Source organism: Janthinobacterium sp. CG_23.4, assembly GCF_029892305.1.
GTDB classification, from domain to species: Bacteria; Pseudomonadota; Gammaproteobacteria; order Burkholderiales; family Burkholderiaceae_D; genus Janthinobacterium; species Janthinobacterium lividum_D.
Genome location: NZ_JARXUX010000001.1, coordinates 3292295 through 3305645, shown reverse-complemented (window position 1 = coordinate 3305645; position 13351 = coordinate 3292295). Strand labels below are relative to the sequence as shown.

At 59.4% G+C, this 13351-nt stretch carries 17 protein-coding genes; 12 read left to right on the top strand and 5 right to left on the bottom strand.

Annotated elements, in window-relative coordinates:
• Positions 1 to 142 precede the first annotated feature (142 nt).
• The 10 genes from iscR to H4V96_RS14775 all read left to right on the top strand — a co-directional run bounded on the left by iscR (position 143) and on the right by H4V96_RS14775 (position 7880).
• Positions 143 to 619: a Fe-S cluster assembly transcriptional regulator IscR gene (gene iscR, locus H4V96_RS14820; RefSeq protein ID WP_010399779.1), complete on the top strand. Its 477-nt coding sequence runs from the start codon at positions 143 to 145 to the stop codon at positions 617 to 619.
• Positions 620 to 691: 72 nt separating this feature from the next.
• Complete coding sequence (locus tag H4V96_RS14815) at positions 692 to 1918, top strand: IscS subfamily cysteine desulfurase (RefSeq protein WP_280721189.1); 1227 nt, start codon at positions 692 to 694, stop codon at positions 1916 to 1918.
• A 170-nt stretch (positions 1919 to 2088) separates the two neighbouring features.
• Positions 2089 to 2478 (top strand): Fe-S cluster assembly scaffold IscU, encoded by a 390-nt coding sequence (gene iscU, locus H4V96_RS14810; RefSeq protein WP_010399775.1) that lies wholly within the window; start codon positions 2089 to 2091, stop codon positions 2476 to 2478.
• A gap of 51 nt (positions 2479 to 2529) precedes the next feature.
• Entirely contained in the window at positions 2530 to 2850 is a 321-nt protein-coding gene (gene iscA / locus H4V96_RS14805; protein ID WP_010399774.1) for an iron-sulfur cluster assembly protein IscA, read from the top strand.
• A 66-nt stretch (positions 2851 to 2916) separates the two neighbouring features.
• Positions 2917 to 3432 carry a Fe-S protein assembly co-chaperone HscB gene (hscB, locus tag H4V96_RS14800; RefSeq protein ID WP_010399773.1) on the top strand — a complete coding sequence of 172 codons (516 nt, stop codon included), beginning with the start codon at positions 2917 to 2919 and terminating at the stop codon, positions 3430 to 3432.
• A 109-nt stretch (positions 3433 to 3541) separates the two neighbouring features.
• Positions 3542 to 5422 carry a Fe-S protein assembly chaperone HscA gene (hscA, locus tag H4V96_RS14795; protein ID WP_196855845.1) on the top strand — a complete coding sequence of 627 codons (1881 nt, stop codon included), beginning with the start codon at positions 3542 to 3544 and terminating at the stop codon, positions 5420 to 5422.
• 71 nt (positions 5423 to 5493) lie between these two features.
• Positions 5494 to 5835 carry an ISC system 2Fe-2S type ferredoxin gene (fdx, locus tag H4V96_RS14790; protein ID WP_010399771.1) on the top strand — a complete coding sequence of 114 codons (342 nt, stop codon included), beginning with the start codon at positions 5494 to 5496 and terminating at the stop codon, positions 5833 to 5835.
• A 1-nt stretch (position 5836) separates the two neighbouring features.
• A complete protein-coding gene (iscX, locus tag H4V96_RS14785) occupies positions 5837 to 6031 on the top strand; it encodes a Fe-S cluster assembly protein IscX (RefSeq protein WP_010399770.1) in 195 nt (64 codons plus the stop codon).
• Positions 6018 to 6935, top strand: a complete 918-nt coding sequence (locus H4V96_RS14780; protein ID WP_280721027.1) for an SAM-dependent methyltransferase — start codon at positions 6018 to 6020, stop codon at positions 6933 to 6935. Before iscX ends, H4V96_RS14780 begins: the two co-directional genes overlap by 14 nt.
• 177 nt (positions 6936 to 7112) lie before the next feature.
• Positions 7113 to 7880 (top strand): rRNA pseudouridine synthase, encoded by a 768-nt coding sequence (locus H4V96_RS14775; RefSeq protein WP_196855844.1) that lies wholly within the window; start codon positions 7113 to 7115, stop codon positions 7878 to 7880.
• Here H4V96_RS14775 and H4V96_RS14770 read toward each other — a convergent pair.
• The 5 genes from H4V96_RS14770 to H4V96_RS14750 all read right to left on the bottom strand — a co-directional run bounded on the left by H4V96_RS14770 (position 7877) and on the right by H4V96_RS14750 (position 10622).
• Entirely contained in the window at positions 7877 to 8305 is a 429-nt protein-coding gene (locus tag H4V96_RS14770; RefSeq protein ID WP_070346847.1) for a group III truncated hemoglobin, read from the bottom strand. The genes H4V96_RS14775 and H4V96_RS14770 overlap by 4 nt on opposite strands.
• Positions 8306 to 8367: 62 nt before the next feature.
• On the bottom strand, positions 8368 to 8904 hold the full coding sequence (locus tag H4V96_RS14765) for an RDD family protein (RefSeq protein ID WP_010399762.1): 537 nt from the start codon (positions 8902 to 8904) through the stop codon (positions 8368 to 8370).
• Positions 8894 to 9649 carry a DUF3106 domain-containing protein gene (locus tag H4V96_RS14760; RefSeq protein ID WP_196855843.1) on the bottom strand — a complete coding sequence of 252 codons (756 nt, stop codon included), beginning with the start codon at positions 9647 to 9649 and terminating at the stop codon, positions 8894 to 8896. The genes H4V96_RS14765 and H4V96_RS14760 overlap by 11 nt, the downstream gene beginning before the upstream one ends.
• Before the next feature lie 2 nt (positions 9650 to 9651).
• Entirely contained in the window at positions 9652 to 10056 is a 405-nt protein-coding gene (locus H4V96_RS14755) for a DUF3619 family protein (protein ID WP_010399758.1), read from the bottom strand.
• Positions 10053 to 10622: an RNA polymerase sigma factor gene (locus H4V96_RS14750; protein ID WP_010399757.1), complete on the bottom strand. Its 570-nt coding sequence runs from the start codon at positions 10620 to 10622 to the stop codon at positions 10053 to 10055. The genes H4V96_RS14755 and H4V96_RS14750 overlap by 4 nt, the downstream gene beginning before the upstream one ends.
• Positions 10623 to 11117: 495 nt before the next feature.
• Between H4V96_RS14750 and H4V96_RS14745 the strand changes: the two genes are divergently transcribed.
• Both H4V96_RS14745 and ilvN read left to right on the top strand, forming a co-directional pair.
• Positions 11118 to 12848 (top strand): acetolactate synthase 3 catalytic subunit, encoded by a 1731-nt coding sequence (locus H4V96_RS14745; RefSeq protein ID WP_196855842.1) that lies wholly within the window; start codon positions 11118 to 11120, stop codon positions 12846 to 12848.
• A 2-nt stretch (positions 12849 to 12850) separates the two neighbouring features.
• Positions 12851 to 13342 carry an acetolactate synthase small subunit gene (gene ilvN, locus H4V96_RS14740; RefSeq protein ID WP_010399754.1) on the top strand — a complete coding sequence of 164 codons (492 nt, stop codon included), beginning with the start codon at positions 12851 to 12853 and terminating at the stop codon, positions 13340 to 13342.
• Positions 13343 to 13351: the final 9 nt, after the last annotated feature.

Sequence of the window (13351 nt, the reverse complement as noted above, 5' to 3'; positions counted from 1 at the left end):
AGCCCTGTGGTCATCGAGGGCGCTCTGACAAACCCTGCCGAATTTTGCTATACTTGACTAAATCATTCAACTACTCAGACCTTGAAGAGTTGATGAGCCGCAAGATTCTAAACCAGTTATTGAACAGTTGAGCCGAGGATGTATGCGTCTGACTACAAAAGGCCGTTTTGCCGTGACAGCGATGATTGATCTTGCCCTGCGCCAGGGCAAGGGGCCGGTCACTTTGTCTGGCATCAGTCAGCGCCAGTCGATTTCCCTGTCCTACCTGGAGCAGCTGTTCGGCAAGCTGCGCCGGCATGAAATCGTCGAGTCGATTCGCGGCCCGGGTGGCGGCTACAGCCTGGCGCGGCGGGCCGACAAGGTGACGGTGGCCGACATCATTATCGCCGTCGACGAACCGCTCGACGCCACACAGTGTGGTGGCAAGGAACATTGCCACGGTGCCGACTCGGCCTCGGGTGCGCGCTGCATGACGCATGAATTGTGGTCCACACTCAACGAAAAAATGGTCGATTATCTGGATTCTGTGTCTCTGCAGGACCTGGTCGACCAGCAGAGACAAAAGATTGCCGATCAAAGCGTGTTGGTAATACACCGTAACCACGCCGCCATTGGTTGACCATTATAAAATACTAAGTTGCTGATTGCATTGGAGTAATTGATGAACGCCCCTGAAAAAAACGTAGGCCAAGTGCACTTTGAAACCGCACCGCATTTTCCGATCTACATGGATTACTCGTCGACGACGCCGATTGATCCACGCGTCGCCGACAAGATGATTCCCTACCTGCGCGAGCAGTTCGGCAATCCAGCATCGCGCAGCCACATGTATGGCTGGACGGCTGAAAAAGCCGTAGAAGAGGCACGCGGCCACGTGGCTGCCCTAGTGAACGCCGATCCGCGTGAAATCATCTGGACTTCCGGCGCGACAGAAAGCAACAACTTGGCCATCAAGGGCGCGGCGCAGTTCTACAAGACCAAGGGCAAGCACATCATCACCGTCAAGACCGAGCATAAATCGGTGCTCGACGCGGTGCGCGAACTGGAACGCATCGGTTTCGAAGCAACGTATCTGGAGCCGCAGGACAATGGCCTCATTACCGTTGAACAGCTCGCTGCGGCCGTGCGCCCGGACACCACCATGGTGTCGGTGATGCTGGTGAACAACGAGATCGGCGTGATCCAGCCGATCGACGAGATCGGTGCGTTCTGCCGCTCGAAAGGCATCATCTTCCATTGCGACGCTTCGCAAGCGACGGGCAAGGTCGCCATCGACCTGCAAAAGAGCAAAGTCGATCTGATGACCTTCACGGCGCACAAAACCTACGGCCCGAAGGGCATGGGCGCCCTGTACGTGTGCCGCAAGCCGCGCGTGCGCCTGGAAGCGCAGATGCACGGCGGCGGCCATGAGCGCGGCCTGCGCTCGGGCACCTTGCCTACGCACCAGATCGTCGGCATGGGCGAAGCGTTCCGTATCGCCAAGGAAGAAATGGACAGTGAAGTTAGCCGCATCAAGGCCTTGCGCGACCGCCTGGCCAAGGGCTTGCAAGAGATCGAAGAAGTCTACATCAACGGCGACATGGAGCAGCGCGTGCCGCACAACCTGAACGTCAGCTTCAACTACGTCGAAGGCGAGTCGCTGATCATGGCGATCAAGGATATCGCCGTGTCGTCCGGTTCGGCCTGCACCTCGGCCAGCCTGGAACCGTCTTACGTGCTGCGCGCCCTGGGCCGCAGCGACGAACTGGCGCACAGCTCGATCCGCTTTACCATCGGCCGCTTCTCGACCGAGGCCGATATCGACTTCGCCGTGAACTTGCTGAAAACGAAAGTACACAAACTGCGTGAGCTGTCGCCCCTGTGGGACATGTTCAAGGATGGGATCGACATCAATTCGATCCAATGGGCGGCACACTAAAAGTACCTGACCAAGCTGCTGCGTGTCGCCATGTGCGGCCTGCGATGCCTGCTGTGCTCAAGCACAGTTGCGCTTCTCGGCCACAAGTCACTTCGGCTCGCGACGGTTTTCAGGCACTTATTAATCCCGGTCCCTCAAGGGGCCGGCAAGAATATTAAAGGAGCATCAAAATGGCTTACTCGGACAAAGTACTCGATCACTACGAAAACCCACGCAACGTGGGCGCTTTCGACAAGGGTGATGACACCATCGGCACTGGCATGGTGGGCGCGCCCGCCTGCGGCGACGTGATGAAACTGCAGATCAAGGTCGGCGCCGATGGCCTGATCGAAGACGCGAAATTCAAGACCTATGGCTGCGGTTCGGCCATCGCGTCGAGCTCGCTGGTGACCGAATGGGTCAAGGGCAAGACGCTGGACCAGGCGCTGGCCATCAAGAATACGCAGATCGCTGAAGAACTGGCCCTGCCGCCAGTCAAGATCCACTGCTCCATCCTGGCCGAAGACGCCATCAAGGCAGCTGTTCTGGACTACCAGACCCGCCATCCAGTAGCAGCTTAAACGTTGGCAGCCCGCCCCAGCCGCAAGGCCGGGGTCGTTGCGGAGAAATACATGATCACACTGACCGAAAAAGCGGCGAAACATATCAACCGTTATATCGAACGGCGCGGCAAGGGCATGGGCCTGCGCTTTGGCGTGCGCACCACGGGCTGCTCGGGCCTCGCTTACAAGCTCGAATATGTCGATGAAGTAGCGGCCGAAGACAGCGTTTTCGAATCGCATGGCGTGAAGGTCTTCGTCGACCCGAAAAGCCTGCCTTACATCGATGGCACGGAACTCGATTTCGCGCGCGAAGGCTTGAACGAAGGCTTCAAGTTCCACAATCCGAATGAAAAAGACGCCTGCGGCTGCGGCGAGTCCTTCAGGATTTAAACAGCTGGCAAGACCCCGGTCGGTGCGCTGTACCTATCGATTGCGGTACAGCGACCACCGACAATTATGCAAAATCACTTCGAACTATTCCAGTTGCCGGCGCACTTCGGGCTCGACATGAGTGCGCTCGACGCGGCCTACCGCGACGTGCAGGGCAAGGTCCATCCGGACCGCTTCATCAACGCCAGCAGCGCTGAAAAGCGCGTGGCGATGCAATGGGCCACGCGCGCCAATGAAGCCTACCAGACCCTGAAGAGCCCGCAAAAGCGCGCGCAATACCTGTGCGAACTCCATGGTGTCGATTTACAGACGGAATCGAACACGGCCATGCCGCTCAGCTTCCTGATGCAGCAGATGGAGTGGCGCGAGGAACTGGGCGAGGCCCGGGCCGGCAAGGATGCCGACGCGCTCGACGTCCTGGACCGCCAGCTGCGTGGCGAGCGCAAGGCCCTGCTGGAGCAGGTGGCGGCCCAGCTTGACGCATACGACTATGCGAATGCCGCGCAAAGCGTGCGCGCCCTGATGTTCCTCGATAAATTTGGCGAGGAAGTGCGTTTTGCATACGAAGCCATGGAAGCCTGAATGGCCATCGCTTGACCCACGGACCAAGCGCCAGCCTTGCGCGCGTCTTATATAATGCACGACAGGCATCAGCTGCATCACGCAAAAAATTAATCGAGGCACGAATACAATGGCACTTCTGCAAATTTCCGAACCAGGCATGTCGACCGCGCCGCACCAGCACCGCCTGGCCGTCGGCATCGATCTGGGTACCACCAATTCCCTGGTCGCCACCGTGCGCAACAGCATTCCCGAGGTGCTCAACGATGAAGACGGACGCTCCTTGCTGCCTTCCGTCGTGCGCTACTTGCCGAACGGCCATGCGAACATCGGCTACAAGGCCTTGTCCGCGCAAACCACCGATCCGAAGAACACCATCGTTTCCGTGAAGCGCTTCATGGGCCGTGGTCTGGCCGATATCGCCTACGCGGAAAACCTGCCCTATGATTTCCAGGACACGCCTGGCATGGTGCAGCTGAAAACCGTGGCCGGCGTGAAAAGCCCCGTGGAAGTGTCGGCGCAAATCCTTGCCACCCTGCGTCAGCGCGCGGAAGACTCGCTGGGCGATGACCTGGTAGGCGCGGTGATCACCGTGCCAGCGTATTTCGACGATGCGCAGCGCCAGGCGACGAAAGATGCGGCGCAGTTGGCCGGCATCAATGTCTTGCGCCTCTTGAGCGAGCCGACGGCCGCCGCCATTGCGTATGGACTCGACAACGCCTCCGAAGGCGTGTACGCCGTGTATGACCTCGGTGGCGGTACCTTCGACATCTCGATCCTGAAACTGAGCAAGGGCGTCTTTGAAGTCTTGTCCACGGGCGGCGACTCGGCCCTGGGCGGCGACGATTTCGACCGCCGCCTGTTTTGCTGGATCAGCGAGCACGCCAAGCTGGCGCCCCTGTCGGACGAAGACACGGCCATCCTGATGGTGAAAGCGCGCGAGATCAAGGAAACGCTGTCGACCAAAGCCGAAACGATGATCGATGCGGCCCTCAATTCGGGTGAAGAGATACATCTGCGTCTCACGGCCACGGAGTTTGCCGCCATGACACAGCATCTGGTGGGCAAGACCATGAATGCCATCAAGAAAGCCTTGCGCGACGCGAGTGTGGATGCGGACGACGTCGATGGCGTGGTCATGGTCGGCGGCGCGACGCGCATGCCGCACGTGCAGCGCGCAGTGAGCGAATTTTTTCACACGACGCCGCACGCCAATATCGACCCGGACAAAGTGGTGGCGCTGGGCGCTGCCATCCAGGCGAACTTGCTGGCGGGTAACCGCGCCGCCGGCGACGACTGGCTGCTGCTGGACGTGATCCCGCTCTCCTTGGGTATCGAAACCATGGGCGGCCTGGTAGAAAAGATCATCCCGCGCAATTCGACGATCCCGTGTGCGCGCGCGCAGGAATTTACGACCTTTAAAGATGGCCAGACAGCGCTGGCCGTGCACGTGCTGCAGGGCGAGCGCGAACTGGTGAGCGACTGCCGTTCGCTGGCGCGCTTTGAATTGCGCGGCATTCCGCCGATGGTGGCGGGCGCCGCGCGCATCCGCATCACCTACCAGGTCGATGCCGATGGCTTGCTGTCGGTCTCGGCGCGCGAATTGCGCTCGGGCGTGGAAGCGTCGATCAGCGTCAAGCCCGCCTATGGCCTGGGCGACGACGATATCGCCCGCATGCTGCAAGATTCCTACACCTCGGCCGACGGCGACATGCTGGCGCGCGCGTTGCGCGAAGAGCAGGTGGAAGCGGAACGCATTTTGCTGGCGACGCAGTCGGCCCTGGACGAAGACGGCGGCTTGCTCGATGATGCGGAACGCGTGCTGGTAGATGACTTGATGCACAAGGTGCGCGACGCCATTGCGCAATCGCAAGACGGCGCCATCGACCATCAAGCCTTGAAGCTGGCGATCGAAGCGCTGGCCGACGGCACCGAGGATTTCGCCTCGCGCCGCATGGATCGCAGCGTGCGCACCGCCCTGAAGGGCAAATCGCTGGACCAGGTCGTATAGCACTAATTGACACGCGCGCCGTGTGCACTTGCTGCGGCCGCGCTCCGAATCATTGAAATTGTAGAGGTAATATGCCCCAAATCGTCATTCTGCCGCACGCCAAGCTTTGCCCCGACGGCGCCGTCATCGAAGCCCCAGCCGGCAAGTCCATCTGCGACATCCTGCTGGAAAACGACATCGACATCGAGCACGCCTGCGAAAAATCGTGTGCCTGCACCACCTGCCATGTGCTGGTGCGTGAAGGCATCGCCTCCTTGAACGAAGCGACGGAACTGGAAGAAGATATGCTCGACAAAGCTTGGGGCCTGGAACCCCAATCGCGCCTGTCGTGCCAGTCCATCGTCGCCGAGACCGATCTCGTCGTCGAAATTCCGAAATACACGATCAACCAGGTCAGCGAAGGCAGTCACTAACATGAAATGGTCCGATATTCATGCGATCGCCGAAGCGCTGTACGAGGCGCATCCGGACGTCGATCCCCTGAGCGTGCGTTTCACCGACTTGCATAACTGGGTGGTGGCACTGGATGGCTTCGACGATGACCATACGCGCGGCGGCGAAAAAGTGCTCGAAGCGCTGCAGATGGCGTGGATCGATGAAGCGCGCTAAGGGCGCGGCAGCCGCCGCCACCACAGCCGCCGTGCCGAAAGACATCATCACGGCCGCCAGCAACATGCCCGAGATCAAGGATGGCCAGTCGGTCGCCTTGTTGCAGGAATTGCATATCCTGACGCGCGACGGCAAGATGAACCAGGACAGCCGCCGCAAGCTCAAGCAGGTGTACCACCTGACGCAGTTCATCGAGCCGCTGCTGCGCGAAGTGCAGCTCGACCACCCCGGCGTCTCCTTGGTCGACCATGGCGCCGGCAAGTCCTACCTGGGCTTCATCCTGTACGACCTGTTCTTCAAAAACGGCAACGACGGTTCGCACATCTACGGCATCGAGACGCGCGAAGAACTGGTGCAGCGCTCGCAAGAGCTGGCGAAGAAATTCAAGTTCCCCGGCATGTCGTTTTTACCGCTGTCCGTGGCCGAATCGACGCAATCAAACTTGCTGCCGCAACAGATCGACATCGTCACGGCCTTGCATGCGTGCAACACGGCTACCGATGACGCGATCCACTTCGCCCTGAAGAAGAAGGCGAAATTCATGGTACTGGTACCGTGTTGCCAGGCCGAAGTGGCTTCCGTCCTGAAGAAGAACAAAGGCAAGAGCCTGGGCAAGAGTGCCTTGACGGAATTGTGGCGCCACCCGCTGCACACGCGCGAGTTCGGCAGCCAGATCACCAACGTGCTGCGCTGTCTGCAACTGGAAGCGCACGGCTACCAGGTCAGCGTGACGGAACTGGTGGGCTGGGAACACTCGATGAAGAATGAACTGATCATCGCCAGCTATAAAAACTTGCCGCGCCAGCGTCCGACCGAGCGCCTGCAGGAAGTACTGCAGACGCTGGGCCTGGAAGAGATGGGGCACCGTTTCTTTGCCGAGGAGTTGGCCAAGGCGCAGGCCTGATTGTTCGATTACGGGTTCCGCTAATCCAACCTACCGGATGAGCCACGTAGGTCGGATTGGCGCGGCAGCGCGTAATCCGACAAGCACCGGGCAATCAGCAACAACGTCAACAAGAGAGGAGGAGCGGGTCGGTTACAATACCGGCTCTCTCCTCCTTTTGCTTTTTGCGCATCCCCCATGACCACATCACACGAAATGCCCACCGTCCGCCTGGCCAAGCGCCTGTCTGAAGACGTGCCCTGTTCGCGCCGCGAGGCCGAGCTGTATATCGAGGGCGGCTGGGTCACGGTCGATGGCGTACCGGTGGAAGAATCGGGCGCGCGCGTGGCAGACAATCAAGTGGTGGTGCTGCTGCCGAATGCGACCCTGGAAGAAATGCCACCGGTGACGATCTTGCTGCACAAGCCGGCCGGCATCAATGGTGGCGTCGGTGGCGTCGGTGGCGAAGGCAAGCCGGCGCTGGCCTGTTTGCGTCCGGAACAGTTGTTTACGCCAGAAAACGTGCTGCCCAGCGCCGTCACGCGCTTTCTCAAGCGCCACCTGATCGGCCTGAGCATCACCAATCCGCTCGACACCATGGCATCGGGCTTGCTGGTATTTACGCAAGATTTCCGCGTCGCCCGCAAGCTGGTTGACGAGGCGAAAACGGTAGAGCAGGAATTCATCGTGGAAGTCGCCGGCAACATCATGGAAAACGGCCTGGCGCTGCTTAATCACGGCTTGCCGTTCAATGGCAAGCCTTTGCCGCCGATCAAGGTCAGCTGGCAGAACGAGACGCGCTTGCGCTTCGCCCTGAAAAACGTGCAGCCGGGCCAGATCGCCCATATGTGCAAGATGGTAGGGCTGGACGTGGTTGCCATGAAGCGCTTGCGCATCGGGCGTATCCCGATGGGCGCCATGCCCGTGGGGCAATGGCGTTACTTGCAGGGTTACGAAAGATTTTAAAGCTGCGGCGCCACGATGGTGTGGCTTTCCGCAAAGCTTTTCCATAGCCGTTCGGCAATATTCAAGGCGATGGTGTCGGCCTTCTCTTGCAGGGCCGGCTGGCCCATGCTCTCGGTTGTCGCGAAGAATAGTGTCAGCCAGCGGCGGAACATGCACGGAGTCAGGTTTTTCATTTGCGCGTGCTGGGCCAGCGGCTTGCCGTGATAGCGCATGGTGCCGCGCAGCAAGCCTGACCAGAAATCGACCAATGTTGCCAGATGGACATTCCAATCCTTGACCTCGGCGGCAAAGATGGGGCCCAGCATGGCGTCGTCGCGCACGGCTGCATAAAAGGTGTGGACGAGATGCTTGACGTCGTCTTCGCTGCACACTTCCACGCGGTCGATGGCGAGGTGTGTGTGGGGGAGGGGGGAGGTATGATTCATGCTCGGCATGATCGCAGAGCCCCCGTGGCGCTTCAATGATGCAGGTCAAGCCGCATGAAAACTCAGGCGGCGACTTTTTTCGACTTCTTTGCGGGGGCCGGTAATTGCACCATCTGCGTGCCTGCCAGCTTGTCGTGCAGAAATTGCCCATTGCCCGTCAGCAATGCCGTGGCCGACCAGGCCAGGATGCCCACGCCGATGGCGCCCAGGGCCGTCCAGTGCTGCAAATCGCATACATACGACACTAGCAGGGCCGGCAGCAGCCACATCCATGACAGCAGGTAGCGGTAGGTGGCGACGCGCAGCGGGACGTGGGCGTGGCCCGCCATCACCAACTGCAAACGCCACGTCTTCATGGCCAGGGTTTGCCCTTCGCGGCTCCATTGATGGATGAAATACGCACCCATGACAAGGAAGGCCAGGCACTGGCGCAGGTGTTCAGTCAACGGCGTATGCGCGCCCTGCACGGCCAGTTCAAACAGCAGAAAGGGCAAGAACAGCACGGCCAGGGCCAGCAGCGACTCGTAGACCATGGAAATGAGGCGGCGCTTGATCGTGGGGTGGGACGTGATGCTGGTGGCGGGCGTGCTATTTGGCATTGGTCGGCAATGGGGCGGGCGTGGCAGGGGGTGTGACGGGCGCCGAGGCTGCAGCTGTGGCAGACTCGGCTACCGGCACGGCGGCTGCCGCAGGCGGCAGGACGGGTGCGACGACGACGGGCGCTGGCGGCGTGAGGGGCGCCAGCGGCGCGGCCGGTTTGCTGGTGTTGGAATTAATCGCCGGCACTTTTTCCAGCGGCTTCTTCGGCACCAGTTCCGTCGCCAGCTTTTTCTTTTGATCTTCCGGCAATTGCTGGTATTGCTCCCACTGCGCGGTTTTTTGATCAGGATCAATCTTTTTCGTGCGCGCATAGTTTTCGCGCACCAGGCGGCGCTGTTCCGGCGTCAGCTTGACCCATACCCGCATGCGTTCGTGCACGCGGGTTTGCTCGTCGGCGGACATGGAGGCAAAACGCTTGGCAATGTCGAGCCATTTCTGCTTGCGCAAGGCTTCCAGTTTGTTCCATTCGCCCGCCAGCGGCTGCAGCGCTTCCTGTTGCGCGATTGACAGCTTGTTCCAGGAAGGGTTCTCGCTGCCCTTGGGCGGCGTGCCGCCTTTGCCCGACGTGCTGGGCGCGCCGGGCTTGGCTGCCGGGGCCGGCGCAAGCACGGGCGCCGCCGTGGTGGCAGGGGCGGCGGGCAGGCGATGTTGCTGCACAGCTAACCATGCGGCGCCAGCCAGGGCGCAGGCGCCCAGGCCGATGCCGCCGGCCAGCCAGCTTTTGCGTGCGCTCAAGCGTGCCATGCTTATTGCTCGCGTTTCGTCAGGTAGGCGTTGAAGCCGTGGTCCATATACGCTGAGAGCGGCAATTCGTCCGACAGCACGGCGGCGTCGATTTCTGCCAGTTCGGCAATATGCTGTTCTTGCTCAAACTGGTAGATCCCCACCAGGCCGCCGACCAGCAGCAGCAGGGGGAGGATGACGCTCATGCGGCCCAGCCACGATAGTGGCTCGACCAACAGGTGGCTGGCGATGCCGGCGAAGACGTCCTTGCGCACGGCGACGGCGGCAGGCGCGTCAGCCTTCTTGCGCGCCAGGGCCAGCTTGCGTGCCGCTGCCAGGCGATCGGTGGCCGAGGCGGGCAGGTCGTCGAGTTTTTCGTTCAGTGCGTGGCGCACTTTGTAAGCGAAATTGAGATCGTCGGTGTTCATAATTGTATTCCCTTGGCTTTCAGCGATTCGGCGAGCGTGTGGGTAGCTCTAGAGCAATGTGTTTTCACGCTACCTTCGGAGCAACCCATCGCTTCCGCTGTTTCAGCCACATCCATATCCTGCCAGTAACGCATGAGGAAGGCTTCGCGTTGACGTGGCGGCAGTTTTTGTACTTCAATATCAATCAAATCAAGGATTTGCGCGCGTTCGACCTGGTCGGCCGACGATTCGGCGGCACTCGAGCCTTGTTCTGATTCATAGGTGTCAAGTATATCAAAATCTTCATGCTCGTCGCCCGAGGACTTCATGCCGGAAAACAGGCTGACCCAGGTGTTGCGTACTTTTTCTCGGCGGAAATAATCAAGGATGGTGTTTTGCAAGATGCGCTGAAATAGCATCGGCAGCTCGGCGGCCGGCTTGTCGCCGTATTTCTCGGCCAGCTTGATCATGGCATCTTGCACGATGTCGAGTGCCGATTCTTCCTTGCGGACCGCGTAGGCGGCCTGCTTGAAAGCGCGCCGCTCGACATTTTCTAGAAAGTCGGATAATTCTTTGTCTGTTGCCATGCGGTGTGGGGATCTTAGCGGCTGCGGGTGCGGTGGGCGAATTGGTGTGGGTATGCTTTTTGCAACCCCCGTGCATGCTAGCAAAAAATGTGCGTTACCGCAGGGTTTTTGCACGTCGCGTCAGCAAAAATGCAGCGGCACTGACATTTTCCTTGACCATCATGGTGCAACGCGATACCGTATGGGACGCTTTGAACACCCCAAAGCCCTATGGTCAAGTCGCGACCGGCACACAAGGCCATCCGCGACAAGACGCGCTTTCATTTGTAGGCAGTTTGTTCTAACCCGCGCCACAAGCGCGAGCGGTTCGCACAGGCGCCACAGAAGCTCCGGCCAAACGAGTTGCGTTAAGCGTTGTTTTGTAAGGTATCTATGGGTGCCCAAAGAGATGGCGTGACCGCATGAAAAGGGAAGCAGGAGCACTGTCGCGTTAGGCGTACTTCGTCAGGAAAGAACATCCGATCAATCTCCAATGGACCTTGAAAGGAATGTTTCATGAATACCGAAGCACCAGCAGGACCGATCACCGGCGCAGAAATTGTCGTGCGCTGTCTGGCTGAAGAGGGCGTCGAGCACGTCTTTGGATACCCGGGCGGAGCCGTACTGTACATCTACGACGCCATCTTCCAGCAAAATAAATTCCAGCATATTCTGGTACGCCACGAGCAGGCCGCGATTCACGCCGCCGATGCCTATTCGCGCAGCTCGAACAAAGTCGGTGTCGCCCTCGTCACGTCCGGTCCGGGCGTCACGAATGCCGTCACAGGCCTGTCGACCGCCTATATGGACTCGATTCCCATGGTCGTGATCTCCGGCCAGGTGCCGAGCTACGCCATCGGCCAGGATGCGTTCCAGGAATGCGACACGGTCGGTATCACGCGTCCCGTGGTCAAGCACAACTTCCTCGTCAAGGATGTCAAGGACTTGGCGGAAACGATCAAGAAAGCCTTTTTCATCGCCCGCACCGGGCGTCCGGGACCTGTGCTGGTCGATATCCCCAAGGATATCAGCATGCATAAATGCCATTTCGAGTATCCGAAGGAAGTCGAAATGCGTTCTTACCGTCCCGTCGACAAGGGTCACTCGGGCCAGATCCGCAAGGCCGTGCAGCTGTTGCTGCAAGCCGAACGCCCGATGATCTATGCCGGTGGCGGCGTGATCCTGGCGAATGCTTCTCCCGAGCTTAACAAGCTGGTCGATCGCCTGGGTTTCCCGTGCACCAACACCTTGATGGGTCTGGGCGGCTACCGCGCATCGAGCGATCAGTATGTCGGCATGCTCGGCATGCACGGCACCTATGAAGCGAACATGGCGATGCAGAACTGCGACGTCCTGATCGCCATCGGCGCCCGTTTCGATGACCGCGTGATTGGCAACCCGAAACATTTCGCCTCGAATCCGCGCAAGATCATCCACGTGGACATCGATCCATCGTCGATTTCCAAGCGCGTCAAGGTCGACATCCCCATCGTCGGCAACGTCAAGGATGTGCTGATCGAATTCCTGGCACAGCTCGACGCGGCCGAAGCCAAGCCGAACGTCAATGCACTGAGTAACTGGTGGAAGCAGATCACCGAATGGCGTGGCCGCGAATGCTTGAAATACCCGAGCTCCGACCTGGTCATCAAGCCACAATCCGTGGTGGAAAAAGTTTTCCAGATCACCAAGGGGGACGCCTTCATTACCTCCGACGTGGGCCAGCACCAAATGTGGGCGGCGCAATATTATGGCTTCGACAAGCCGCGTCGCTGGATCAATTCTGGTGGCTTGGGCACCATGGGTGTCGGCTTGCCGTACGCCATGGGCGTGCAGATGGCCAATCCGGACGCCACCGTCGCCTGCATTACCGGCGAAGGCTCGATCCAGATGTGCATCCAGGAACTGGCCACGTGCAAGCAGTACCACCTGACGCCGAAGATCATCATGCTCAACAACCGTTTCCTCGGCATGGTGCGCCAGTGGCAGGAAATCGACTACGGTTCGCGCTATTCCGAGTCCTACATGGATTCGCTGCCCGACTTCGAAAAGCTGGCTGAAGCCTATGGTCACGTGGGCATGAAAATTGAAAAACCGGGCGACGTTGACGGCGCCCTGAAAGAAGCGTTTGGCATGAAAGACAGGCTGGTATTCATGAACTTCATTACTGACCAGTCCGAAAACGTGTGGCCGATGGTGAAAGCCGGCAAGGGCCTGTCCGAAATGATGCTTGGCTCGGAGGATCTGTAATCATGCGCCATATTATTTCTGTTTTGCTGGAAAATGAAGCGGGCGCCCTGTCGCGCGTGGTGGGCCTGTTCTCGGCGCGCGGCTACAACATCGAAACCTTGACGGTGGCGCCGACGGAAGACTCGACCTTGTCGCGCATGACCATCGTCACCAGCGGCTCGGACGACATCATCGAGCAGATCACCAAGCACTTGAACCGCCTGATCGAGGTAGTCAAGGTGGTCGACCTGACCGAAGGCCAGCATATCGAACGCGAGTTGATGCTGATCAAGGTGCGTGCCGTGGGCAAGGAGCGCGAGGAAATGAAGCGCACCGCCGATATCTTCCGTGGCCGCATCATTGATGTCACCGAAAAGACATACACGATCGAACTGACTGGCAACAAGGTCAAATTGGACGCGTTCATCGATTCGATCGACCGCGCCGCCATCCTGGAAACCGTCCGCACCGGTGGTTCCGGCATTGGCCGCGGCGAGCGCATCCTCAAAGTCTAAAAGCACATA